The sequence below is a fragment of the Ornithinimicrobium sediminis genome, from assembly GCF_021272345.1.
GTDB classification, from domain to species: Bacteria; Actinomycetota; Actinomycetes; order Actinomycetales; family Dermatophilaceae; genus Ornithinicoccus; species Ornithinicoccus sediminis_B.
Map to the genome: position 1 here is coordinate 320,817 of NZ_JAJSDQ010000001.1, position 23,496 is coordinate 344,312.

The 23,496-nt window shown below is 72.5% G+C and carries 24 protein-coding genes and 3 tRNA genes; 6 read left to right on the forward strand and 21 right to left on the reverse strand.

The window, feature by feature from the left end:
- Positions 1 to 118 precede the first annotated feature (118 nt).
- The 3 genes from LVO85_RS01395 to LVO85_RS01405 form a co-directional block, all read right to left on the reverse strand.
- Positions 119 to 191, reverse strand: a tRNA-His gene (locus LVO85_RS01395).
- Positions 192 to 283: 92 nt separating this feature from the next.
- Positions 284 to 1,306: a YihY/virulence factor BrkB family protein gene (locus LVO85_RS01400; RefSeq protein ID WP_232745617.1), complete on the reverse strand. Its 1,023-nt coding sequence runs from the start codon at positions 1,304 to 1,306 to the stop codon at positions 284 to 286.
- A gap of 92 nt (positions 1,307 to 1,398) precedes the next feature.
- Positions 1,399 to 1,471 (reverse strand) — tRNA-Lys (locus LVO85_RS01405).
- A gap of 69 nt (positions 1,472 to 1,540) precedes the next feature.
- Here LVO85_RS01405 and tdh point away from each other — a divergent pair.
- Positions 1,541 to 2,596 carry an L-threonine 3-dehydrogenase gene (gene tdh, locus LVO85_RS01410; protein WP_232745618.1) on the forward strand — a complete coding sequence of 352 codons (1,056 nt, stop codon included), beginning with the start codon at positions 1,541 to 1,543 and terminating at the stop codon, positions 2,594 to 2,596.
- A 13-nt stretch (positions 2,597 to 2,609) separates the two neighbouring features.
- A complete protein-coding gene (locus LVO85_RS01415; RefSeq protein WP_232745619.1) occupies positions 2,610 to 3,800 on the forward strand; it encodes a glycine C-acetyltransferase in 1,191 nt (396 codons plus the stop codon).
- A 90-nt stretch (positions 3,801 to 3,890) separates the two neighbouring features.
- Here LVO85_RS01415 and corA read toward each other — a convergent pair whose 3' ends face one another.
- From corA to LVO85_RS01430, 3 genes are read right to left on the reverse strand one after another with little or no spacing between them, the layout of a single operon-like run.
- Entirely contained in the window at positions 3,891 to 4,868 is a 978-nt protein-coding gene (corA, locus tag LVO85_RS01420; protein ID WP_232745620.1) for a magnesium/cobalt transporter CorA, read from the reverse strand.
- Positions 4,869 to 4,875: 7 nt separating this feature from the next.
- The gene (locus tag LVO85_RS01425) at positions 4,876 to 5,202 is read right to left on the reverse strand and encodes a GroES family chaperonin (RefSeq protein ID WP_232745621.1); all 327 of its coding nucleotides are present in this window, start codon (positions 5,200 to 5,202) and stop codon (positions 4,876 to 4,878) included.
- A 13-nt stretch (positions 5,203 to 5,215) separates the two neighbouring features.
- Entirely contained in the window at positions 5,216 to 5,512 is a 297-nt protein-coding gene (locus tag LVO85_RS01430) for a DUF3618 domain-containing protein (RefSeq protein ID WP_232745622.1), read from the reverse strand.
- A gap of 102 nt (positions 5,513 to 5,614) precedes the next feature.
- Between LVO85_RS01430 and bcp the strand changes: the two genes are divergently transcribed.
- Positions 5,615 to 6,088 carry a thioredoxin-dependent thiol peroxidase gene (gene bcp, locus LVO85_RS01435; RefSeq protein ID WP_232745623.1) on the forward strand — a complete coding sequence of 158 codons (474 nt, stop codon included), beginning with the start codon at positions 5,615 to 5,617 and terminating at the stop codon, positions 6,086 to 6,088.
- Positions 6,089 to 6,106: 18 nt separating this feature from the next.
- On the opposite strand, the gene LVO85_RS01440 is transcribed toward bcp, so the two are convergent.
- Positions 6,107 to 6,598 carry a PGPGW domain-containing protein gene (locus tag LVO85_RS01440; RefSeq protein ID WP_232745624.1) on the reverse strand — a complete coding sequence of 164 codons (492 nt, stop codon included), beginning with the start codon at positions 6,596 to 6,598 and terminating at the stop codon, positions 6,107 to 6,109.
- A 67-nt stretch (positions 6,599 to 6,665) separates the two neighbouring features.
- On the opposite strand from LVO85_RS01440, the gene LVO85_RS01445 reads away from it, so the two are divergent.
- Positions 6,666 to 6,747 (forward strand) — tRNA-Leu (locus tag LVO85_RS01445).
- Positions 6,748 to 6,750: 3 nt separating this feature from the next.
- Here LVO85_RS01445 and LVO85_RS01450 read toward each other — a convergent pair.
- From LVO85_RS01450 to rph, 5 genes are read right to left on the reverse strand one after another with little or no spacing between them, the layout of a single operon-like run.
- Positions 6,751 to 7,599, reverse strand: a complete 849-nt coding sequence (locus LVO85_RS01450) for an SGNH/GDSL hydrolase family protein (RefSeq protein ID WP_232745625.1) — start codon at positions 7,597 to 7,599, stop codon at positions 6,751 to 6,753.
- A gap of 4 nt (positions 7,600 to 7,603) precedes the next feature.
- A complete protein-coding gene (locus LVO85_RS01455; protein WP_232745626.1) occupies positions 7,604 to 8,554 on the reverse strand; it encodes a homoserine kinase in 951 nt (316 codons plus the stop codon).
- Positions 8,555 to 8,561: 7 nt separating this feature from the next.
- The gene (thrC, locus tag LVO85_RS01460) at positions 8,562 to 9,647 is read right to left on the reverse strand and encodes a threonine synthase (protein WP_232745627.1); all 1,086 of its coding nucleotides are present in this window, start codon (positions 9,645 to 9,647) and stop codon (positions 8,562 to 8,564) included.
- A gap of 30 nt (positions 9,648 to 9,677) precedes the next feature.
- The gene (gene rdgB, locus LVO85_RS01465) at positions 9,678 to 10,316 is read right to left on the reverse strand and encodes an RdgB/HAM1 family non-canonical purine NTP pyrophosphatase (RefSeq protein ID WP_232745628.1); all 639 of its coding nucleotides are present in this window, start codon (positions 10,314 to 10,316) and stop codon (positions 9,678 to 9,680) included.
- Positions 10,313 to 11,107: a ribonuclease PH gene (gene rph / locus LVO85_RS01470; RefSeq protein WP_232745629.1), complete on the reverse strand. Its 795-nt coding sequence runs from the start codon at positions 11,105 to 11,107 to the stop codon at positions 10,313 to 10,315. The genes rdgB and rph overlap by 4 nt, the downstream gene beginning before the upstream one ends.
- Before the next feature lie 183 nt (positions 11,108 to 11,290).
- Between rph and LVO85_RS01475 the strand changes: the two genes are divergently transcribed.
- Positions 11,291 to 12,571: a DUF2786 domain-containing protein gene (locus LVO85_RS01475; protein ID WP_232745630.1), complete on the forward strand. Its 1,281-nt coding sequence runs from the start codon at positions 11,291 to 11,293 to the stop codon at positions 12,569 to 12,571.
- 5 nt (positions 12,572 to 12,576) lie between these two features.
- Here LVO85_RS01475 and LVO85_RS01480 read toward each other — a convergent pair whose 3' ends face one another.
- The 4 genes from LVO85_RS01480 to LVO85_RS01495 all read right to left on the reverse strand — a co-directional run bounded on the left by LVO85_RS01480 (position 12,577) and on the right by LVO85_RS01495 (position 16,609).
- Positions 12,577 to 14,163, reverse strand: a complete 1,587-nt coding sequence (locus LVO85_RS01480; protein ID WP_232745631.1) for a molybdopterin-dependent oxidoreductase — start codon at positions 14,161 to 14,163, stop codon at positions 12,577 to 12,579.
- Positions 14,164 to 14,224: 61 nt separating this feature from the next.
- Positions 14,225 to 14,995 carry an MBL fold metallo-hydrolase gene (locus LVO85_RS01485; RefSeq protein WP_232745632.1) on the reverse strand — a complete coding sequence of 257 codons (771 nt, stop codon included), beginning with the start codon at positions 14,993 to 14,995 and terminating at the stop codon, positions 14,225 to 14,227.
- A complete protein-coding gene (murI, locus tag LVO85_RS01490) occupies positions 14,995 to 15,810 on the reverse strand; it encodes a glutamate racemase (RefSeq protein WP_232745633.1) in 816 nt (271 codons plus the stop codon). Before murI ends, LVO85_RS01485 begins: the two co-directional genes overlap by 1 nt.
- A 10-nt stretch (positions 15,811 to 15,820) precedes the next feature.
- Positions 15,821 to 16,609, reverse strand: coding sequence for a fumarylacetoacetate hydrolase family protein (locus tag LVO85_RS01495; protein WP_232745634.1), 789 nt, complete (start codon positions 16,607 to 16,609; stop codon positions 15,821 to 15,823).
- A gap of 18 nt (positions 16,610 to 16,627) precedes the next feature.
- Here LVO85_RS01495 and LVO85_RS01500 point away from each other — a divergent pair, with 18 nt between their 5' ends.
- Positions 16,628 to 17,521 carry a 3-methyladenine DNA glycosylase gene (locus tag LVO85_RS01500; protein WP_232745635.1) on the forward strand — a complete coding sequence of 298 codons (894 nt, stop codon included), beginning with the start codon at positions 16,628 to 16,630 and terminating at the stop codon, positions 17,519 to 17,521.
- A 65-nt stretch (positions 17,522 to 17,586) separates the two neighbouring features.
- Here LVO85_RS01500 and LVO85_RS01505 read toward each other — a convergent pair whose 3' ends face one another.
- From LVO85_RS01505 to LVO85_RS01525, 5 genes are all read right to left on the reverse strand, one after another.
- Positions 17,587 to 18,168 carry a cysteine hydrolase family protein gene (locus LVO85_RS01505; protein ID WP_232745636.1) on the reverse strand — a complete coding sequence of 194 codons (582 nt, stop codon included), beginning with the start codon at positions 18,166 to 18,168 and terminating at the stop codon, positions 17,587 to 17,589.
- A complete protein-coding gene (locus LVO85_RS01510) occupies positions 18,161 to 19,267 on the reverse strand; it encodes a branched-chain amino acid aminotransferase (protein ID WP_232745637.1) in 1,107 nt (368 codons plus the stop codon). Before LVO85_RS01510 ends, LVO85_RS01505 begins: the two co-directional genes overlap by 8 nt.
- Before the next feature lie 74 nt (positions 19,268 to 19,341).
- Positions 19,342 to 19,905, reverse strand: a complete 564-nt coding sequence (locus LVO85_RS01515; RefSeq protein ID WP_232745638.1) for a SixA phosphatase family protein — start codon at positions 19,903 to 19,905, stop codon at positions 19,342 to 19,344.
- Between the two features lie 26 nt (positions 19,906 to 19,931).
- Complete coding sequence (locus tag LVO85_RS01520) at positions 19,932 to 21,245, reverse strand: glycosyltransferase (RefSeq protein WP_232745639.1); 1,314 nt, start codon at positions 21,243 to 21,245, stop codon at positions 19,932 to 19,934.
- Positions 21,242 to 23,455 carry a glycoside hydrolase domain-containing protein gene (locus LVO85_RS01525; protein WP_232745640.1) on the reverse strand — a complete coding sequence of 738 codons (2,214 nt, stop codon included), beginning with the start codon at positions 23,453 to 23,455 and terminating at the stop codon, positions 21,242 to 21,244. The genes LVO85_RS01520 and LVO85_RS01525 overlap by 4 nt, the downstream gene beginning before the upstream one ends.
- Between the last annotated feature and the right edge of the window lie 41 nt (positions 23,456 to 23,496).

Below are 23,496 nucleotides of genomic sequence, written 5' to 3' on the forward strand. Positions count from 1 at the left end.
CTCTAACGAGCCTACTCCTGCTCACACCTGCTCAACGCGAAAGGCCCCGGATTCCGCACCGTCGCACGGGAATCCGGGGCCTGACCTGGAGTGACGTAGATCACGTCCATCCCCTGAGGGTGAGTGACGGGACTTGAACCCGCGACATCCGCGACCACAACGCGGCGCTCTACCTGCTGAGCTACACCCACCACGGCTGCTCGGGAGGCTCACGCCGTCCGGGCAACGCGGACCATCGTACCTGTTCTCGGCCGATGCTCCCGACCATCCGAGGGCAGTGGGCTCAGTCCTCGTCGGAGCGCCCCGTGCCCGCCTCCATACGCACCCGGCGCATCTCCTGGCGCTGCTCGCGCTCCTTCTCGTGGTTCTTCTCCACCTTCCGGGTGTCCCGCAGCGGCAGCTGGATCTGCTCCTCGGCGGCGATGCCGGCCTGCAGCTGCCGGCTGCGCTCGAGCTCGGCGTCCAGCTCCCCTCCGAGCACCAGCACGATGTTGGTGATCCAGAGCCACAGCAGCATGATGATGACGCCGGCGAGCGCCCCGTAGGTCGCGTTGTAGGAGGCCAGCCCGGAGCCCAGGTAGAGGCCGAACGCGACCGTCGCCAGCGCCCACACGACGATGGCGAACGCCGCCCCGTAGGACAGGATGCGGAACTTCGGGCGCACGTTCGGGGTCGCCCAGTAGAGGAAGGCGACGAGCAGCATCACGATGAGGACGACCACCGGCCACTTGGCGATGTTCCACACCGTCACCGCTGTGCTGCCCAGGCCCACCACGTTGCCGACGGCCTCGGCGATACCACCGCTGAGGACCAGGGCGATCGCGACCGCCAGCACACCGACCACCAGCACCACCGTGACCAGGTACGTCCACGGGCGCAGCTTCCACACGGGCCTGCCCTCCTCGACACCGTAGATGCGGTTCATGGCGCGCGTGAAGGCGTTGACGTAGTTGGACGCCGAGAACAGTGCAGCGCCCACACCGACGAGCAGGGCGATGCCCGCTCCCCCGCTCTGGCCCGTGGAGGTGATGAAGTCCTCCACCTGGGTCAGCGCACTGTCCGGCGCCCCCAGGTCACTGCCGATCTGCAGCAGGTTGGTGATGACCTCCTCGCTGTCGGCGAAGAGCCCGAGCAGGGAGGTGAGGGCCAGGATGGCCGGGAAGAGCGAGAGCACGGCGAAGTAGGTCAGCGCCGCGGCCAGGTCGGGTCCGCCGTCCCGGGTGAACTGCTGCACGGCCCGCTTGAAGGCGTTCTTGAGGTCGGGGCTGGCGTCGGACGTGGGGGGGTCGGTTCTCGTGGTGCTCACACCGGCCAAGTCTGGCACCCATCCGGGTCCGGTGCGCCCGGGACGCGCGAACGCCCTCCCGGACCGTGGTCCGAAAGGGCGTCTGCACGGAGTGCGCCAACAGGGACTCGAACCCCGAACCCGCTGATTAAGAGTCAGCTGCTCTGCCAATTGAGCTATTGGCGCAACAGCAGAGAACAGTAGCACCAGGGGGGCCGGCCGATGAAATCTGCGGACGTGGGACAGGATGTGCGCATGCGCGCACTCGTGAAGACACACGCCGGACCGGGGCTGGAGCTCGTCGACGTGCCAGAGCCCTCCCCCGGTGCTGCCGAGGTCAAGATCAGGGTGCTGCGGGCCGGCCTGTGCGGCACCGACCTGCACATCGAGGCCTGGGACGACTGGTCCGCCTCCATGCTGCGCCCCCCGCTCGTCGTCGGTCACGAGTTCTACGGTGAGATCGTCGAGATCGGCTCCGGCGTGCCCCGGCACGGGGGGCAGTACGACCTGCGGGTCGGCATGCGCGTCTCGGCCGAGGGCCACGTCATCTGCGGGGTGTGCCGCAACTGCCGGGCCGGCCGCCAGCACATGTGCGTCCAGACCTCCAACCTGGGGGTGAACCGCGACGGTGCCTTCGCCGACTACGTGTGCGTGCCGCATACGAACGTGTGGGTGCAGCCCGACGACATCGACCCCGAGCTGGGCGCCGTCTTCGACCCCCTCGGCAACGCCGTGCACACGGCGCTGAGCTTCCCGATGAGCGGTGACGACGTGCTGGTGACCGGCGCCGGGCCCATCGGGGTGATGGCCGTCGCGATCGCCCGGCACATCGGCGCACGCTACGTCGTGGCCACCGACATCTCCGACGTCCGCCTCGAGCTCGCCCGGGCGGCGGGTGCCGACCGGGTGGTCAACGTGGCGCGTGAGCGCATCGCCCCCGTGCAGGCCGAGCTCGGCATGGCCGAGGGCTTCGACGTCGCCCTGGAGATGAGCGGCTTCCCGACCGCGATGTCCGAGCTGATCGCGAACTGCACCCACGGTGCCAAGATCGCCATGCTCGGCCTGCCCAAGGAGCCCTTCGCGATCGACTGGGGGCCGGTCATCACGCGGATGCTCACGATCAAGGGGATCTACGGGCGCGAGATGTACGACACGTGGTACCGGATGACGTTCATGCTGCAGACCTCGGAGGTCCTGCGCGAGCGCATCCGCTCGGTCATCACGCACCGCTTCCCGGCGGACCGGTGGGGCGACGCCTTCGCCACCGCCCGGTCCGGCGAGTGCGGCAAGGTCATCATGGACTGGAGCTAGGACAGGAGATCAGATGTATGCCGTGAAGCAGGCGCTCGTCGAGGAGCTGGAGCAGATCCGCGCCGACGGGCTCTACAAGGTCGAGCGGGAGCTGACGACGCCGCAGTCGTCGCACGTCAGCACCACGCAGGCGGAGGCCCTCAACTTCTGCGCCAACAACTACCTCGGGCTGGCCGACCACCCCGACGTGGTGGCCGCCGCCCGGGAGGCCCTGGACAGGTGGGGGTTCGGCATGGCCTCGGTGCGCTTCATCTGCGGGACGCAGACCCAGCACCGGGAGCTGGAGCGGGCGATCGCCGACTTCTCCGGCACCGAGGAGGCCATCCTGTTCTCGTCGTGCTTCGACGCCAACGGGGGCGTCTTCGAGGTCCTGTTCACGGCCGAGGACGCCATCATCTCCGACGAGCTCAACCACGCTTCCATCATCGACGGCATCCGGCTGTCGAAGGCCCGGCGCTTCCGCTACCGCAACCGTGACCTGGCCGACCTGCGCCGACAGCTGGAGGCTGCGCGTGACGCCGGTGCGCGCCGCACGGTCGTCGTGACCGACGGGGTGTTCTCGATGGACGGCTACTACGCGCCGCTGGAGGAGATCTGCGACCTGGCCGAGGAGTTCGGGGCCATGGTCTTCGTCGACGACTCCCACGCCGTCGGCTTCGTCGGCGAGCACGGACGGGGCACCCACGAGCACTGCGGTGTGCTGGACCGCGTCGACATCATCACGGGCACGCTCGGCAAGGCCCTGGGCGGTGCCAGCGGAGGGTATGTCGCGGCGCACGCCGAGATCGTCGACCTGCTGCGCCAGCGGGCCCGGCCCTACCTCTTCTCCAACGCCGTGGCCCCCTCGGTGGTCGCCGGCTCGCTGAAGGCCCTGGAGATCGCACGCGAGGCGGCGGAGCCCCGGGAGCGGCTGCGCACCAACACCGCGCTCTTCCGCAGACTCATGGCGCAGGCGGGCTTCGAGGTGCTGGAGGGCACGCATCCCATCACGCCGGTGATGTTCCCCGGTGACGACGGCGCCCGGCGTGCGTCCCAGGTGGCCGATGCCATGCTCGCGCGCGGCGTCTACGTCATCGCCTTCAGCTACCCGGTGGTGCCCAAGGGCAAAGCCCGCATCCGCGTGCAGCTGTCGGCGGCGCACAGCGAGGAGGACGTGCGGGCCTGTGTCGCGGCCTTCGTGGCGGCACGCGACGAGGTCGGCTGACGCCCTGCTTCTGCCTCACACAGGTCTGCAGGAGTGGTGACCGCTGACCACGTCTGCAGACCTGGTGGCGTCGCGTCAGGACGGAGTGCCTCAGAGCCAGCCGGTGCGCCGGAAAGCGCGGTAGAGCGACAGGCAGATCACGACCATGAGCACCAGCAGGGCGGGGTAGCCCCACTGCCAGCCGAGCCCCGGCATGTGCTCGAAGTTCATCCCGAAGATGCCTGCCAGCAGGGTGGGCACCGCCGCGATGGCCACCCAGGCGCTGATCTTGCGCATGTCGTCGTTCTGCTGCACCCCGACCTGGGTGAGGTGCGCGCTGAGCACGTCGGTCAGCAGGCCGTCGTAGGTGTCGATGTGCTCGACGACCTGGATCAGGTGGTCCTCGACGTCACGGAACTGCAGGCGCAGCTCGGTCGAGTCGATCGGGCTGCTCTCCTCGTGCAGCCACCCGACCGGACGCACCAGGGGCGCTGCGGCACGACGGAACTCCAGCACCTCCCGCTTCAGCGCGTAGATCGTCTCCGAGCGGGCAGGGTCCCCCGACCCGAACACGGCAGCCTCGATCTCGTCGAGGTCACGCTGCACCTCCGTGTCGATGTCGCGGTAGGTGTCGACGACCGCGTCCAGCACGGCGTGGAACACCGCCGCCGGCCCCGACTCCGCCATCAGCTCCGGCGTCGACTCCAACCGCTCACGGACCCCCGCCAGCGGCGCGGCCTCCCCACGCCGGATCGTCACGACGAAGTGCTCACCGACGAAGAGCATGACCTCGCCGGTCTCGATGTCGGAGGTGCTCTCGACGTAGCGCAGGGTCTTCAGCACCGCGAAGATGGTCTGGTCGTAGCGCTCCACCTTGACCCGCTGCTTGCCGTTGACGGCATCGGCCACGGCCAGCGGGTGCAGCTCCAGCTGGTCCCGCACCTCGTCGAACTCGCGGTCGGTCGGGTCCTTCAGACCGATCCAGACGAAGCCGGAGCTGTGGCCCGCGGCGAGGCGGCCCAGCTCGACACCCAGGTCGGTGCAGGCAAAGCGGACGCCGTCGCGGTAGACGGCCTGGTCGACGATCATGCGGCGCTCACAGGTAGAGCCCCGTGCGGCCGTCCTCGACGCGCTCGGCTGCGACGGCATGGATGTCGCGCTCACGCAGCAGGACGTAGGAGGTGGTCGCCAGCTCCACCTCGGCACGGTCCTCGGGGTCGAAGAGCACCCGGTCGCCGATCTGCACCTGGCGGACGTTCTGACCGGTCGCCACCACGCGTGCCCAGGCGAGCCGCTTGCCCACCGAGGCCGTCGCCGGGATGACGATCCCTCCCCCCGAGCGACGCTCCGCGTGCTCGTCCTCGGCGGAGACGAGCACGCGGTCGTGCAGCATGCGGATCGGCAGCCTGCCGTGCTCTGCCATCAGGAGCGGACGCTCAGCCCTGGTAGAAGACGCGCCGGCCGAGGCCGAGCAGCACCGCCACCCCCGCTACGACCCCCAGTGCCGTCGCCAGACGGTCCATCCGGACGTCGCCGTGCTCGTCGAAGACCAGGCGCTGTGCACTCGCCTTCAGGTTCTCCACCTGCCGACGCTTGAGCTCCTCCGGGCTGGCCCGGAAGGCGAGCTCGTCGACCGTGCGGGCCAGACGCTCGCGGGTCGCAGCCAGCTCGGCCTCGATCTCCTTGGTGGAGCGTGCCTTCTGCGCCGTGTCGGACGGCTGCTTGTCGGCCATGTAGCGTCCCTTCCTCGATCCGTGCGTGGGCTGCCTCAACAGGGTCAGCAGACGCCTGAGACGATAACGCAGAACCTGCCCCCGCGACTCTCAGGAGACCTCATGCCCCGACTCGACGTAGGCCTGCAGGCACCCGAATGGACGCTGCCCGACGCCCAGGGCCGCCCGGTGTCCCTCGGAGACTTCGCCGGGCGTGACCTGGTCATCTACTTCTACCCCGCCGCCGGCACGCCCGGGTGCACCACGCAGGCCTGCGACTTCCGCGACAACCTCGCCGTGCTGCACGAGCACGGGTATGCCGTCGTGGGCATCTCCCCCGACCCGCCCGCGAAGCTCGCCCGGTTCGTCGAGGACGAGGGCCTGACCTTCCCGGTGCTGGCCGACGAGGACAGGTCGGTGCTCACGGCATACGGCGCGTTCGGCGAGAAGAAGCTCTACGGCAAGACGGTCGTCGGCGTCATCCGCTCGACCGTCGTCGTGGACGGCACGGGCACGGTGACGCTGGCCAGGTACAACGTCAAGGCCACCGGGCACGTGGCGTCGCTGGCCAAGGCCCTCGGCGTCCCGCTGGGCTGACCGGCGGGCGCCGCGGTCTCAGGCGTCCTGGGTCCCCTGGGCCGGGATGTCCGGCCCGACCCCGGGTGAGACGGGGTAGCGGAAGCGCCGGATGCTGTAGAGGAGCAGACCGAGCCCGATCATGCCGGACACCACGATGCTCACCCCCGCGACGGCACCACCGGGGAACCACCACTGCTCGTCCAGCGGGAACCATTCGGGGACCGCGGGCGGGTAGATGAACAGGAACCCCGAGCCCATGACCCACAGCCCCGCGAAGGCGCTGGAGAGGATGCGCGGCCAGGTGCGCACGCCCTCGCGTGCTGCGGCGAACGCACGGACCTTGATGGGCAGGAGCTGACGCCTGGCCCAGTCGTACTGCCGCGAGAGCACCAGGATGCCGGCGAACACGGTGAGCAGGCCGGGGCCGGGCAGCACGAGCAGGGCGATGCCGACGACGACCAGCGTCCATCCGACGACCTCGAGGACCGTCCGCCGGAGGGCCCCCACCATGGGGTTGCGCGTGCTCACGCGGCCCAATATGTCATGGCGCGGTGACAGCATCCTGAGGAAGTCCTCCATACTGGCGGGGCACATCGCGCCCGTGGTGGAACTGGCAGACACGCAGGATTTAGGTTCCTGTGCCCCAGGGTGTGCGGGTTCGAGTCCCGCCGGGCGCACCCTCACCGCTCCAGGGCGTCCTCGACCGTCCGGGCCCACACCTGGGAGCCCTCGGCGCTGGGGTGCACCCGGTCGACCAGCAGCTCGCCGATGGGTCGCGGTGCCTCCGCGAACGACCTGGCCACGTCGATCGTGGGCACCTGCTCCTGCTCCGCGATGTCCTCGACCGCCTGCCGCACCTCGGCGTGGGCGTCGTCGAGCTGGGGGTTCTGCAGGACGAGCACGACCTCGGCCTCCGGTGCGCCCGCGCGCACCCGGCGCACCAGCTCGGCCACCTGCTGTACGTCCTCCGGGCCGTGGTTGTGCCCGTAGCTGAGCAGCACCAGGTCGGTGTCGTCCGGCACCAGCAGGTCGAGGTGCTCCATCGCGTAGGAGGCCCGGGTGCCGGTCACCGAGCCGTTCCGCACCGTGACGTCCGGGCCTACCCCGCCGAACGACTGGGCGGCGACGTAGCCGGCGTCGCCGAAGGCGTCCCACCGCAGGAGCGTCGCACCACGCTCCGTGCCCAGCGACCGGGCCCAGAGGTGGACCCACTCCCCTGTGTCGTCGCCGGTGGAGTCGCCGAGCACCACCACCCTGGCCCCGGGCTGCGCCAGCGCCTGCGCTGCCGCCTTCAGGCTCGTCGGGTCCTGCTCCTCCAGCGGTCCGGTCCCGGTCCGGGGAGCGGCCTCGGTGGCGGTCGGCGGGGACGGTGGTGCCACGGTGAGGTCCTCCTGGTCGTCCGAGGTGAGCACGACGAAGACGACGGTGGCCAGGACGACCAGCGCCCCGAGCAGCGCGACCACGGCAGGCAGGACGCGGGACCCCTCGTCGAAAGGCGCCCCGGTGGGTGGCAGGTCGGTGGTCGGCACGGGCTCAGGTGGAGATCAGCCCGTGCAGGGCGATGCCGGGGCGCACGACCTTCCAGGCCCGCCCCCAGCCCCGCACCTCGGCCGCCACCACCTCGGCGATGTCGCGGCGCACGAGCGCGAGGACGCTGGGCCCGGCTCCGCTGACGACCGCCGCATGCCCCTGGGCGCGCAGGGTGTCGACCGCTGCCATCGACGCCGGGTAGGCCGTGCGCCGCTGCTCCTGGTGCAGCCAGTCGCAGGTCGCGTCCCACAGCAACGTCGGGTCGGTGGTGAGCGCGTGCACCAGCAGTGCCGCCCGGCCGGCCTGCTGGACGGCATCGGCGTGCGGCACATGACCCGGGAGCACCGCGCGGGCGGTGGTCGTCGAGAGCCGGTCGCCCCGGGGGACCAGCACGACCGGCTCGATCTCCGGATGGACCACCAGGTGGGCGGTGCGCACGACCCTGGACGCCGGCATCCACGAGACGGTCAGGCCCCCGTAGACACTGGCCGAGGAGTTGTCGGGATGCCCCTCCCACACCCCGGCGTGCGTGTTGACGAGCGCGAGCTCGGTGTCGGTGAGCGGCCCCCGTGAGGCCAGCGCGAAGCCCAGGCCCAGCCCGGCCACCACCGCCGTCGCCGACGACCCGAGACCTGCCGACATCGGCACGACGTTGTGGCAGGACAGCTGCAGGCCGAGGTCGCGGCGGGCGAGCTCCTCGAGCCAGCCGACCCCCAGGACCTCGAGCGCCTCGCGCATCGCCCTGGCCACCAGGTGCGCCTCGTCGTCCGGGAGCAGCTCGACGCCCTCTCCGCGCAGCTCCACGACCAACCCGGGGGTCGAGGTGACCCGGACCGCGTACTCGTCGCGGATGCCGAGGGCCAGCCCGACGGTGTCGAACCCGGGCCCGAGGTTGGCCGAGCTGGCGGGCACGCTCACGCGCACCGTCCGGCCAGGCTCCAGCGCAGCGCTCACGAGTGGCTCACTCCTGCAGGCCGAGCGCCTGTGCCGCGCTGAAGGCGTCCACCGAGACGCGGGTCGGCTCGATCTCGGCCCCGCCGAGGGTCCTCAGCGCCCACTGCGGGTCCTTCAGCCCGTGACCGGTGACCGTGCAGACGACGGTCGCCCCCTGGGGCACCCGGCCGGCGGCGGCCATCTTGAGCAGACCGGCCACCGACGCGGCCGACGCCGGCTCCACGAAGATCCCCTCCCTGGAGGACAGCAGACGGTGGGCCGCCAGGATCTCCTGGTCGCTCACGGCGTCGATGAGCCCACCGGACTCGTCGCGTGCCGCGACCGCCTGGCGCCAGGAGGCCGGGTTGCCGATGCGGATCGCGGTCGCCAAGGTCTCGGGGTGGTCGACCGGGTGGCCGAGCACGATCGGGGCCGCGCCCTCGGCCTGGAAGCCCCACATGGCCGGGGTCCGGGTGGCCGGACCCGGCCGTGCGGCATCGGCGGTGTACTCGGTGTACCCCCTCCAGTAGGCCGTGATGTTGCCGGCGTTGCCGACGGGCAGGCAGTGGATGTCGGGCGCGTCGCCGAGGGCGTCGACCACCTCGAAGGACGCGGTCTTCTGCCCCTCGATGCGAGCCGGGTTCACCGAGTTGACCAGCTCGACCGGGTAGGCCTCGGCGAGCTTGCGCGCCAGCGTCAGACAGTCGTCGAAGTTGCCGTCGACCTGCAGGAGCGTGGCCCCGTGGGCAACCGCCTGCGAAAGCTTGCCCATGGCGATCTTGCCGTCCGGGACGAGCACCCCGCACGTCATCCCGGCCTTGGTGGCGTAGGCGGCGGCGCTCGCGCTGGTGTTGCCGGTGGAGGCGCAGATGACGGCCTGGGCCCCCTTGCGGGCCGCGTCGGAGATCGCCGTGGTCATGCCGCGGTCCTTGAAGGAGGCGGTCGGGTTCAGGCCTTCGTACTTGACGTGCACCTGGGCGCCGACGAGCTCGGAGAGGTGCTCGGCGGGGATGAGCGGTGTGCCGCCCTCGCGCAGCGTGACGACGGTAGCGGTGACGGAGGCGTCGAGGCGGTCGGCATACTCACGGATGATGCCGCGCCACTGGTGGACCATGGTTTCCTTCGGGTCGGTCGGGGTATGCCGTCAGCCGGCCTGGCCGAACAGCTGGACGAGGTCGTCGGCCAGGGCACGGAAGGCCGCGCCGCGGTGGGACACGGCGTGCTTCTCGGCGGAAGAGTACTCCGCGAGGGTGCGGCCGTCGGGAAGCTCCAGCACGGGGTCGTAGCCGAAGCCGTGCTCACCTCGCGGCCGGCGGGTGACCCGACCGCGCACGGAGCCCTCCCGCACGACCTCGGTGCCGTCCGGCAGCACCAGCGCAGCAGCGCAGACGAAGCCCGCCCCCCGGTGCTCGTCGGGCACGTCCGCGAGCTGCGAGAGCAGCAGGTCGTTGTTGGCCCGGTCCTTGTCACCGTCGCCCACCCCTGACCACCGTGCGCTGAAGACACCGGGGCTGCCGCCGAGCACGTCGACCGCCAGACCGGAGTCGTCGGCGAGCGCCGGCCGCCCCGTGGCCTGCGCGGTGGCACGCGCCTTCAGCAGGGCGTTGGCGGCGAAGGTCACCCCGGACTCGACGACCTCCTCGACCTGGGGGTACTCCTCCACCCCGACGAGCTCCAGGCCCGTGCGCTCCAGCGCCTCGGCGAGGATGTCCCGCAGCTCGCCGACCTTGTGCGAGTTCCGGGTCGCCAGCACGATCCGCCGGTCGGCGGGGGTGGGCGTCACGGGAGCTCCGCTCCCGCCTCGTGGGCGTCCGCGCCGCCCATGTCGTCGGCGCCCAGGGAGGCGGCCTGCCGGGCGATGAGCTCCGCGCAGCCTTCGGCGGCCAGGTCGAGCAGTGCGTCGAGCAGCTCGCGGTCGAACGGCGTGCCCTCCGCAGTGCCCTGCACCTCGACGAAGCGGCCGTCACCGGTCATGACGACGTTCATGTCCGTGTCGGCGTCGACGTCCTCCGGGTAGTCGAGGTCGAGCACCGGCTCGCCGTCCACCACGCCCACGCTGACCGCGGCGACCGCACCGACGATGGGCTGGGCCTCGGGCCGGATCAGACCCCTGGACCGCGCCGTCTCCACCGCGTCCACGAGCGCCACGTAGGCACCGGTGACGGCGGCGGTGCGCGTGCCCCCGTCGGCCTGGAGGACGTCACAGTCCAGGTGGATGGTGTTCTCGCCCAGCTCGGCGAGGTCGACCACCGCGCGCAGGCTGCGACCGATGAGCCGGGAGATCTCGTGGGTGCGGCCCCCGATGCGTCCCCGCACCGACTCGCGCGGGCTGCGGGTGTTGGTCGACCGCGGGAGCATGGCGTACTCCGCGGTGGTCCAGCCCTGGCCGCTGCCCTTGCGCCAGCGCGGGACGCCCTCGGTGAAGGAGGCGGCGCACAGCACCCTCGTGCGGCCGAACTCCACGAGCACGCTGCCCTCGGCGTGGTCCAGCCAGCCACGCGTGATGCGGACCTCACGGAGCTGGTCGGCGGTGCGTCCGTCGTGCCGGAAGCCGGCGGGGTGTGGCGTCGTCATGCGCCCAGGCTAGCGGCGGCGGACGGTGCGCGAGCACGCTCTCCCGCCGATGGCCTCGACGGCGTCCCCGAGAGACGCCGTCCACATCCTCGCGGTCGGGGCGCTCCTGTGGACGGTGGGCGGCCGGGGCCGTCCCGCACCTGCACAGTGGGCGGCAGTCGATCGGGAGCGAGGGGACGCGAGATGGCAGGGACGGACGACGAGGCGGGCACGGCCCGGGCCGCGCAGGCACAGCGTGTCACGCAGGAGGTGGTGCGGCAGGTGCGCCGGGGCACGCAGGGCCGCACGGTGCTCGACGACCTCGACCCAGCCCTGCGGTGCGAGGTGTCGGCGGCGCTGCGCCTGGTGCTGCGCTCCCTCGTGGAGCAGGCGTGGCAGACGGGATGGCAGCCCGCAGACCTGCGCCACCACGGTCGGCGGCACCTGCGAGCACGCGCCGGCCGCCTGGTGGACGACATCCTCGTGGAGCAGCTCTCCGGCTACGCGCGGTCCAGCGTGGACGCACGGTGGTGGGCGCAGCTGCACAGCTGCGGTCTGGACCGGCCGGCGGCGCCCGACGGCCCGTCGGGGCGCCGTCTCGACTGCGATGCCGGCTGGGCGCCCTTCTGCGAGGACGCGGTGGCGGTGCTCCGCCTGCTCCTGGCGCTGCCGGTCCTCGAGCAGATCGGGCCGTTGCCCGGCCAGGCGCGCCCCGAGCCCGACGACGTGGGTGTGGCGCTGGACGACAAGGTCCTCACCCGGGTCCGCCGCCTGCTGGTCAAGGCGGAGTCGACGCCTTACGAGGCCGAGGCGGAGACCTTCACGGCGGGGGCGCAGGCGCTCATGGCCAGACACAGCCTGGACCGGGCCGTGGTCGAGGCCGCGGCGCGCCGGCAGGACGCGGCGCACGAGCAGCGGCGTCACGGCGGCTGTGCCCCGGGGGCGGTCCGGATCGGGGTCGACCGGCCCTACGAGGCGCCGAAGGCGCTGTTGCTGCACCTGGTCAGCGAGGCCAACGGCTGCCGGGCGGTGTGGCGCTCGGGCCTCGGTCTGAGCACGGTCGTCGGGAGCTCGTCGGACCTGCGGACCGTCGAGCTGCTCTACACCTCGCTGATGCTCCAGGCCTCCACCGCGCTGCAGCGTGAGGTCACGACCCAGCCACCCGGGCGCCGCGCACGTGGGAGGGCCTTCCGCGCCTCGTTCCTCACCGGCTTCGCCGTGCGGACCGGCGAGCGGCTGCAAGCGGTGGTCCAGGAGCAGGCCCGTCAGGCGAGCTGTGCAGCCCGCCGGCCGGACGAGCTGGTGCACGTCCTGGCAGACCGGTCGCAGGTGGTGGAGCGCGAGACGCGACGCCTCTTCCCCGCCACCTCGACCGCGTCCGTGGGCTCGGTCCGCGATCTCGGAGGATGGGTGCGCGGACGCGCCGCCGCCGACCTCGCGCAGTGGGGCACGGACACCGCCGTGGCGCGGGGCAGCGCCGGATGACCCGCTCAGGTCACCGTCACGTCGATGGTGTGCCGACCCGTCGCCCCGCTGGGGGCCGGGGGCTGCCTGCGGTCGGTCTGGGTCTCGCCGTCGCGGTTGGTCGCCCGCACCACGACCGTGTGCTCGCCGGGCTCGGCCTCCCAGACGAGCCGCCACTGGCGCCAGGCGTCGACGGAGGGCTCGAGGGCCAGCTGCGCCTCCTGCCACTCCCCTCCGTCCACCTGCACCTCCACACGCTCGATCCCGGTGTGCTGGTCCCACGCCACCCCGGCGATGACGGCGCGGCCGGCGGGCACGTCGCTGCCCTGCCGTGGCACGTCGATGCGCGACTGTGTCTTCACCGGTCCCCGCTCGGACCACCCTCGCGGCGTCCAGTAGCCCTCGTCCCGGTCGAACCGGGTGACCAGGAGGTCCACCACCCACTTGGTGGCCGAGACGTAGCCGTAGAGGCCGGGCACCACCAGCCGCACCGGGAAGCCGTGCTGGGGGGGCAACGGCTCACCGTTCATCGACACGGCCAGGATGGCGTCGCGGTCGTCGGTGAGCACCTCCAGCGGGGTGCCGGCGGTCCACCCGTCCTCGCTGGTGGACAGGACCATGTCGGCGTCGCTGTGCACCCCCGCTCGGGCCAGCAGCTCCCGGACGGGCCAGCCGACCCACACGGCGTTGCCGACGAGGTTGCCTCCGACCTCGTTGGAGACACAGGTCAGGGTCGCCAGGGTCTCGACCATCTCCTGCTCGAGCAGCTCGTCGAAGGTCATCTCGACCTCGTTGTCCACCATGCCGTGCACCCGCAGCCGCCAGGTCGCGGGGTCGACCTGGGGCACCGACAGGGCGGTGTCGATCCGGTAGAAGCTGTCGTTGGGCGTGACGAACGTGCTGGTCCCCGGCTCCCGGAAGTCGGCCCCGGCCGGCACCTCCACGCGTCGGGTGAGCCGCGGCACCCGCGCCAGGCGACGGCCCACGTCCTCACGGGCGACCTCCACGGCCGCCTGGGCCTGGGTCAGCACCCGGCCCGCGGCCAGCCCGAGCAGTCCGACGACGGTCAGCCCACCCCCGAGGGCCACGACGCTGCGCCGGCGGGTCGTCCCGGCTGGCGTCGTGGGTCCGGCCGGGGCCGTGGGTCCGGCACCGTGCTCCCGAGCCTCCCCGCCGGCTCGGGCCGTCAGCCAGGCGAGCACCGACAGACCCGCCAGCGTGCCGACCAGGGTCGGCAGCGCGTCGACGATCCCGGCGCCGGGGCGCGACAGCACCGCGGCCGTGCCGACACCGCCGACGACGGCGAAGGCGACCAGCCCCGGCGTGGGACGGCGCTGGGCCAGCTCGCCCAACAGGGCACACAGCACCGTGAGGGTGAGGCCCATCCCCACGAAGAGCGCGGCCTTGTCGCTGGTGCCGAACGCCGCCACGGCCAGGTCCTTGAGCCAGGCCGGGGTCAGGTCCACGAAGGCCTCGCCGACGGCCAGCACCGGCGAGGGCGTGCCCTCGGTGCCGACGACGCGGGTGAGGAACGCGGCCGTGAGCTCCGCCACGCCGAGGGTGACGGCGCCGGCGGCGACGCCGCTCAGCGGAGCAGCGAGTCGGGAGGCCATGTCGCCAGTGTCGCACCACGGCCCTGGGACGAACCTGACAGGACGGTGACGTGCGCGCAGGTCAGCCCAGGTCGACGACCATGCCCGGCCGCGCGAGCTCCACCTCACCGGGCCAGATCTCCCCGGCCTGGGCCCGGCACACCTCGGGGTCGTTCCAGGAGGGGACATGGGTGAGCATGAGCCGCTGCACCCCACCGGCGTCGACAGCGGCGCGGGCGGCCCGGCGTCCGGTGAGGTGGATGCCCCTGGCCTCGTCGCGGCCCTCGACGAAGGCGGCATCGGCCAGCACCAGGTCGGCATCGGCCATCAGCGGGGTGAGCTCGGGGCAGGCGTCGGTGTCGCCGGTGAAGGCCAGCGTGGCCCCTCGGCACTCCACCCGGAAGCCGTAGGCCTCGACCGGGTGCTCGACCCGGAACGGGGTGACGCGGAACGGCCCGACGACGAAGTCCTGGCGGCAGCGCAGCTCACGGAAGTCGTAGGTCTCCTCGACCGACGACGGTGCGGTGACCCCGTGCGCCCGTGCGAGCCTCGCCCCGGCGCCGGCGGGTGCGTGCACCGGCAGGCGGGTCGAGGCAGGTCCCCCGGGGTGGTGCGTGCGCATGACGTGCAGCCCCGTGAGGTCCAGGCAGTGGTCGGGGTGCAGATGGCTGAGCAGCACGGCGTCCAGCGACATCGGGTCGGCGTGCCGTTGCAGCGGCCCCAGCGCCCCGTTGCCGAGGTCCATGACGACAGCCCACCTGCGGCCTGCGTGCTCGGCCGTGAGCAGGTAGCAGCTGGCCGGACCCTCCCGCCCCGGGAACGACCCTGCGCACCCCACCACTGTCAGGCGCATCACTCCTCCGGCCTCCCGACGAAGGCCCGGCCCACGTGTTCGACCTCGGGGCCCAGGAACCGCCTGGCCAGGGGCGTGAAGCCATGCGGGTCACCGGTCGTGAGGAACTGGTGGGTGGGCTCCCCCTGGGTCTCCGGGCGCAGCTCGTCGGCGTCGGTCAGCACCCGGTAGAGCTCGGCCGCGGTGGCCTCGGCCGAGCTGACCAGCGTGACCTCGTCACCGAGCACGTAGGACAGCGCGGAGGACAGCAACGGGTAGTGCGTGCAGCCCAGGATGAGGGTGTCGATCTCGGCCTCCTGCAGCGGCGAGAGGTAGCCCCGCGCGGTCTCGATGACCTCCGGCCCGCTGGTGACGCCGGCCTCCACGAACTCCACGAACCTGGGGCAGGGTCGGCTCTGCACGTGGACGTGCGGGGGCGCCGCGGCGAACGCGTCGAGGTAGGCCCTCGACTGGTGCGTGGCCAGGGTCGAGATGACCCCGACGCGACCGGTGCGGGTGACCGACATGGCGCGCCGGACCGCGGGGCGGATGACCTCGATCACCGGCACGTCGTAACGCTCGCGGGCGTCGGCGAGCACGGCGGCGGACGCCGAGTTGCAGGCGATGACGAGAGCCTTGACGCCGTGCGAGACCAGCCGGTCCAGGCACTCCAGGGCGTAGCGCCGCACCTCGGCGATCGGACGCGGGCCGTAGGGCGCCCGGGCCGTGTCACCCAGGTAGAGCACGGACTCGTGGGGCAGCTGGTCCAGCACCTCCCGGGCCACGGTGAGGCCACCGAAGCCCGAGTCGAAGATGCCGATCGGAGAGTCCGTCACCTGTGGCAGGCTACGCGGGGTCGCCGGCATCGGCGCGCACGAACGGGTTGGACATCGCGCCGATGCCCTCGACCTCCACCTCGACCCGCTGGCCGGCCTCGACCAGCCCGACCCCCGCCGGGGTGCCGGTGAGGATGACGTCTCCGGGCAGCAGGGTGAACGAGGCGGAGACGTGCTCCACGAGGGCGCCGATGCCGTGCACGAGGTCGGCGGTGGTGCCGTCCTGCCGGACCTCACCGTCGACCCGGCTGACGACGGCGAGGTCGCCCACGTCGAGGTCGGTCTCGATCCACGGGCCGAGCGGGCAGAAGGTGTCCATGCCCTTGGCACGGGCCCACTGTCCGTCGGTGCGCTGCAGGTCGCGGGCCGTGACGTCGTTGGCCACCGTGTAGCCGAAGATGACCGTCGAGGCCTGCTCCGCGGCGACGTCCTTGCACATCCGCCCGATGACGACCGCCAGCTCGGCCTCGTAGGACACCTCGTCGGTGACCGGGGGGATGACGACGGGGTCGTCCGGACCGCACACCGCGGTGTTGGGCACGAGGAACATCATGGGCTCCTCCGGCACCTCACTGCCCATCTCGGCGGCATGGTCGGCGTAGTTGCGCCCGATGCCGACGACCTTGGACCGCGGGATGACCGGCGCCAGCAGCCGCACCTCGTCCACGCGGAAGGTCTGGCCGGTTAGCTCGATCCTGGTGTAGAGCGGGTCGCCGCTGATCTCGGCGATCTTCTCCCCCGCCCCGTCGACCAGCCCGAACATGGGGTCCTCACCCGTGGTGAACCTGCAGATACGCATATGGCCCACACTAGTGCGGTGCACACGACCGACCCGGTGACCTCCACGGTGCTCGAGGAGCACGTATGGCGCGCGCTTGCCGAGGCGCACGCCGACCGCGTCGAGGAGCTCACCGCCGACCGGGTCGCCCGGCGCAGGCGGGGGCTCACGCACCCGGTCGAGGACTTTCTGTTCGACTACTACGGTCACCGGCCCGCGCAGCTGGCGCGCTGGCACCCCGGCGTGGGCGTGGGACTGGCCGGCGGCGACGAGCGGTCGGGCTGGACGGCATACCGCGTGGTGGACGGGGTGGCCGTGGTGGACGTGGCCCGCTTCCTCGAGCGGCGCGGCGCGGCTGTGGACTTCGTGCGGGCGCTGCTGACCGCGACCCTCGACCGGCCGGGGCGCTTCGGCTGCTTCGGCCTGCACGAGTGGGCGATGGTCTACCGGGCCTCCGAGGATGAGGTCCGCCACAGCGGCTGGCCGCTACGCCTGGGCCGGGCCGGCACCGACGCCGTGGTGGAGTCCCACACCCTGGCGTGCTCGCACTTCGACGCCGCGCGCTTCTTCACCACCGATGCGCGGCCCCGCAACGTCCTCTCGCCGACCAGGCAGGACCAGGTGGCTCTCGAGCAGCCAGGGTGCCTGCATGCCGGGATGGACGTCTACAAGTGGTGCTTCAAGCTGGCCCCGGTCGTGCCGAGCGACCTGACGCTGGAGGCCTTCGAGCTGGCCAGGGAGATCCGCGAGCTCGACATGCGGGCCGCGCCCTACGACCTCACCGAGCTCGGCTACCGGCCGCTGCCCATCGAGACGCCCGAGGGCAAGGCGGAGTACGCCGCCACCCAGCGTGGGTTCAGCGGACGTGCCCAGGCGCTGCGCGGCCGGCTGCTCGAGGTTGTGCGGCCGCTCGGGCCCTCGTCCCCTGGGTGATGCCGGCCCAGACGGTCACCTGACCGACCCAGCCAGCCATCTCCCCGGCGCACCGGCCCTCGCGGTCACCCGACCGCCTCACCCGCCAGCAGGTCGGCGGTCGAGACGACGGTCGCGAACTCCCCGTGCAGGTTGGTCGCGGTGACCCGGGCCAGCGTCGCGGCAGGCACGACGTCACCGTCCGGCGCCACGCGGTCGAAGGTGTATGTCGCGTCCAGCACGAAGCGCACCTCGTAGCCCAGGTTGCCGCCCACCCGGGCCGTGGTCTCGCAGCAGTGGTTGGTAGTGATCCCGCAGACCACGATGCTGCTGATCCCCTGGCCCCGCAGCCAGGCGTCCAGGTCGGGGCTGCCGTGGAAGGAGGAGTTCACCGACTTCGTCACCAGCAGGTCCCAGCCCTGCCCGACCACCGGCTGGAGCGCGTTGCCCGGGGATGACGGATGCAGGGGCGACACCGGGTCACCGGAGTCGTGCCGCACGACGACGACCGGCAGGCCGTGGGCGCGCCAGTGCCGGAGCAGGCGGCCGATGTTGGCCTCCGCCGCGGGGTTGTCACGCCGACCCCAGTGGTCCACCGCCCCGAAGCCGGTCTGGACGTCGACGACGACCAGCGCCGCGGAGCCGGCACCGCCCGACGCGTCAGACAAGCCGGTGCATCCAGCCGTGCATGTCCTCGGCACGGCCGTACTGGATGTCGAGCAGGCTTCGGCGCAGACCGGCCGCCACCTCGCCCGCGTCGTCGGCGGGGCCGGTGCGCACCTCCCCGTCAGGCCACACGAGCCGGCCGACCGGGGTGATGACCGCCGCCGTGCCGCAGGCGAAGACCTCGGCCAGGGCGCCGGACGCGGCGTCGGCGCGCCACTCCTCGATGGAGTACCGGCGCTCGGTGACCTGGTGGCCCCGCTCCCGGGCCAGCGTGATGACCGAGTCGCGCGTCACGCCCTCCAGGATCGTCCCGGTGAGCTCGGGGGTGACGATGCTGCCGTCCTCGTAGACGAAGAACAGGTTCATGCCACCGAGCTCCTCGACCCACGTCTGCTCGACGGCGTCGAGGAAGACCACCTGGTCGCACCCGTGGCGCTGCCCCTCGGCCATCGGCATCAGCGAGGCGGCGTAGTTGCCACCGCACTTGGCGGCGCCGGTGCCCCCGGGCGCCGCCCGGGTGTAGTCCTGGGAGAGCCAGATGCTGACCGGCCTGAGCCCGCTGGCGAAGTAGGCACCCGCGGGTGAGGCGATGACGAGGAAGGCCGCCGACCTGCTGGGCCGCACACCGAGACCGACCTCGGTGGCGATCATGAACGGGCGCAGGTAGAGGCTGGTCTCCCCGCCCTCCGCCGAGGGCACCCAGTGCTGGTCGAGCTCCACCAGGGCGCGCAGCGCCTCGAGGAAGACGTCCTCCGGCACCTCCGGCAGCGCCAGCCGGCGGGCACTGCGGGCGAAGCGCTCGGCGTTGCGCTCGGGCCGGAACGTCCAGATCGACCCGTCCTCGTGGCGGTAGGCCTTCATCCCCTCGAAGATCTCCTGGCCGTAGTGGAAGATCGCGGCGGCAGGGTCGACCGACAGGGGACCGTAGGCGCTGACGCGGCCGTCGTGCCAGCCGGCCTCGGCGTCCCAGTCGATGCGGGCCATGTGGTCGGTGAAGACGGAGCCGAAGGCCGGCGCGGCCAGGACCTCGGCCACCCGCTCGGCGGAGGCACGGTCCTCGCGGGGCTCGATCGAGAAGTGGCTCGCCGTCTGCGTCTGCACGTCTGCTCCTTAGGTCCGGCACCGTCGCTGGCACGTCCCAAACTACCCCTTGACGCAGGGGCAGCAGCAGCCCCTCAGTCCCTGCGCCGCGGAGTGTGCACCAGCACCAGGCGCGCGGACTCGACGGGGATGCCGTCCCAGGTGCTCTCCGTCTCCAGCACGGCGCAGGTCATGGTCGGGAAGCCGAGCTCGAAACGGGAGACGGCCGACTGCTCGGAGAGGTCTGCGTCGGCGAGCTCGGCCACCAGCCCCGGCACCCCGGGCGCGTGACCCACCACCGCGACGGTGCGCACCTCCGCCGGCACCTCGGCGAGCACGCGCAGCAGGACCTCGGGCCAGGCGTTGTAGATGCGCTGGTCGTGCCACACCTCGGCCAGGGCCAGCTCCTCGGACTCGGTGGTCATGTGCTCCCAGGTCTGCCGGGTCCGCATCGAGGTCGAGCACAGGACCAGGTCCGGGACCAGCCCCAGGTCCACCAGCCACCGCCCGGCGGCCTCGGCGTCCCCGACACCCCGGGGCAGCAGACGCCTCCCGTGGTCCCCCTGCTCCGCGGGCCCCGACTGCTCGGTCTTGGCGTGCCGGATCAGCACCAAGGTGCGGGGCGCACCGTCGGACGTGCCGGCGCGGTCGAGGCTCATCGCACCGTCATACACCTCACACGCCGTCAGGCAAAGACCACACGCCCGGTCTCCTCGTCCGGGATCCGTTCCAGCAGTGCGTCGAGCACCGCCACACGGTCGAACTGCATCGCGTAGGCCCGGGCGGCAGCCGCGCGCGTGGCACGCTCCGCGGGCGGCAGAGCCAACACCTCGTCCAGGGCCACGGCGATCGCCGCCGGGTCGCCGGGCGGCACGAAGGTGGCGTGCGGCCCCACGGCCTCGCCGACCCCGCCGGTGTCGGTCGTGACGACCGGGCCACCACCGGCCAGCATCTTCTCCGCCAGCGCGATGCCGAAGGTCTCCACGAACTCCGGCCGCGGCTTGGTGGGCAGCACGAACGCGGCGCAACCCGCCATGAGCGCAGGCTTCTCGACGTCCGGGACGTCGTGCAGGAGCTCCACCCGCGCCGCCGCCGGCGAGCGGGCCGCGAGGGCGTGCAGGTGGTCCCGCTCGGGACCGTTGCCCGCGATGACCAGCCGCAGGTCCCGGCACAACGGGCTGGCGGCGAAGCCGGTGACGAGGTCGTCCACCCCCTTGGCGTGCACGAGCCGGGAGAGGAAGAAGACGTAGCCGTCGCGGACCAGGCCCCGCCGCGACAGGACCTGCTCCTGCGCCGCCGGGTCCGCGTGCACGTAGGCGGCGGTGTCGATGGCCGGGTAGGAGACCTCCACCCTGGCGCGGCAGGCCGCGGCGAAGCGGGTGCCGAAGCGAGCGTCGACCTCGGCCGCAGCCTCGACGATGAGGTCGCGGGTGTAGCGCGAGACCGCGACCGGCAGGTCTGCGTCCAGGTAGGAGGCCAGCACATGAGCCGCTGCGCCGAGCCGGTCCTCGGCCACGGCCGTGCGCACGACATGGGTGATGTCGGACCCGACGGCCTCGGCGACGGTGGTCACCCGGACCGGCCGCCCGGTGGACCGTGCCACGCGCAGCGCCTCGCTCACCGCAGTCTGGTGCGGGCTCAGGTAGAGGGACATGCAGACCGTGGGGACCCCGTCGGTGAACAGCTCGACCAGCCTGCCCACCACGCCCGCGAGGTGGCGACCGTCCGGCACGCGGTAGTCCCCCACCGGCTCCGGACGCTCGACGACGATGCCGGGCCCGTAGGGCTCGACGCTCTCGAGCGGCTTCAGCGGCAGCCCTGACCGGGCCAGCCGCTCCAGGGTCCAGGTCACGACCCGCACCTCCGTGAACCCGCGCTGCATCGCGGCCTCGGCCAGGTTGCGTGCCTCGCCGGAGTGTCCACAGATCACCGGGTCGGCCCGCACCACGATGACGAGCCGGCGGCGGTGGCGGGCGCCGTGCAGGTAGGTCGCGCTCATGTCAGAGCCCCTTCCCGAAGGGATGTCGAGGGTGGTCGGGTCCCGGTCGCCCAGGTGGACGGGGCCGGCCCGAGCTCGACCTGCAGGTGACCACCCCGGTGCAGCTCGCGGGCCGGGATCCAGCTGCGGTCCAGGGGTCTGCCCTGCCAGGTCACCGACTGCACGTAGTCCACCGGGCCGTCCGGCCACGCGGGCAGGGCACCGGTGGCGGTCACGACGACGTGGCGCTCCCCCAGCCTGACCCGTGCCTCCTCGACCACCGGTGCGTTGATGAGGTAGACGCCCTGCCCTGCAACGGGGAAGAGCCCGAGGACGGCCCACACCAGCCAGGAGCTCAGCCCGCCCGAGTCGTCGTTGCCCGGCAGCCCGCCACGGCCGGTGCCGAAACGCTGCCGCACCACCGCCTGCACCACCTCCGCGGTGCGGTCCGGACGCCCGACGTAGTGGTAGGCCCACGGCGCGTCCAGGTCGGGCTCGTTGTTGAGCCCCTGGAAGCGCTGCAGCGCGATCCCGTCAGCGAGCTCGGCCGCGTCCGGGTCCGGCCCGGGCTGGCTCACGGGTGCTGCGCCATACCCGAAGAAGCGGTCGAGCAGGCTGGTGAACCGCTCCTCTCCCCCGGCGAGCTCGATGCGCGCTCGCATGTCATGGGTGATCCGGAACGAGTAGTTCCACCGGCCACCCTCGTAGAAGGTCGAGTCGACCAGCAGGCCGGTGGCCGGGTCGAAGGCGTTGGTCCAGCGCTCCGCGAGCCGCTCGCACCGGTCCGCCAGAGCGGCGTCACCGACGCGCCGGGCCACCACGGCCGTGCAGTGGTAGCCGAAGGCCAGGTCCAGGGTGTGCGTCACCGGGTGGGCCACGCCGTGCAGGAGGAAGTCCTCCCCCAGCGACCGTCGCAGGTCGCCGGCCATGAGGGACAGGGCCCACTCCCAGTCGACGCCGGGCAGGTCGAGCCGGCACAGGTCGGCCAGGAACGTGTGGGCCAGCGCGCTGCCCTGCTGCCAGAACCGGTCCGCGCCCTTGGCCATCCGGTAGCCGATCGGGAGGTTGCCCTCCTCCTCGCAGATGGTGAGCAGGGCGTTGGCCAGCTCGACCGCCCGCTCCGGCAGGAGCGCCGTGAGCAGCGGCAGCTGGGTGCGGTGAATGTCCCACATCGTGCAGAGGTCGAACGCGTAGGGACCGTCCGCCGCCCAGGTCGGGCTCTCGTCCCGGGCCAGCGCGGGCTTGACCAGCGAGTGGTAGAGGGCCGTGGCCAGCACGGAGCGCAGTGCCGGGGAGGCGGTCCGCACCCGCACCGCACCGAGGTCGGCCCGCCAGTCCGTGGCCGTCTGCGCCCGGCGCAGGTCGAACACCCCGGTCCTGGCGCCACCCGTGTCCCGTTGGAGGTTGGCCCGGGCCTGGTCGGCGCCGCGCAGCGAGAAGCCGACCCGCACCTCGACGACCCGGCCCGCCTCGGCAGGGCCGTGCCACAGGACGCCGAACGGACGCAGGATGGTGGCCCGGATGTGGTCCAGCTGCAGCGCCGTGCCCCCGTGCACGGCCCGGTGGTCGTGCCAGAGCACCTGCTGCCAGTCGCCGGCGTCGACCTCGACGTGCAGGGCGAGCGGTGTCCCCTCCATGACGACCACGGCCTCGGCACGCCGCTGGTCCAGCGTCTGCACCTGTGCGCGCCGGGGCACGGTCTCTCCGTGCGGGACGGCAAGACCGCCGTGCGAGAGGTCGAGCACCACCCTGGCGTCGTCGTGCTCGGGGAACGTGTAGCGGTGCACGGCCGAGCGGGGGCCGACGGTGACCTCGAGGCGGATGCCTGAGGCCAGGGTGGCGGCGTAGTAGCCCGGCTCCGCGTGCTCGTCGGTGAGCGGCCAGGTGGTGCCCAGACCGTCCAGCGGCTGCACCATCGGGGTGACCCGCACGTAGTTGTAGTAGGCGCGGATGGCGCCGGTGCCGCTCTGGTGGAAGTGGGTGACCCCCGAGGCGACGAGGCGGGGGTGCAGCAGTCGAGGCTCCCCCTCGGTGCTCAGGTCGTAGCGGCCGTAGCCGGTCGGGTAGCCGCCGGCGTAGCTGCAGGCGGAGACCATGCCCAGGGGGTAGGTCGCCCCGGGGTGGGTGTTGCCGACCGGGGGCTTGGGTGACCACCAGGTGGCGGCCAGGCCGGTGGGCACGGGCAGGTCGGCACGCTCGGTGCCGATGAACGGGTCCACGTCCCGCCACACGCAGTCCACCTCCCCTCGTGCGCCCGACCGTCGGGGCGTGC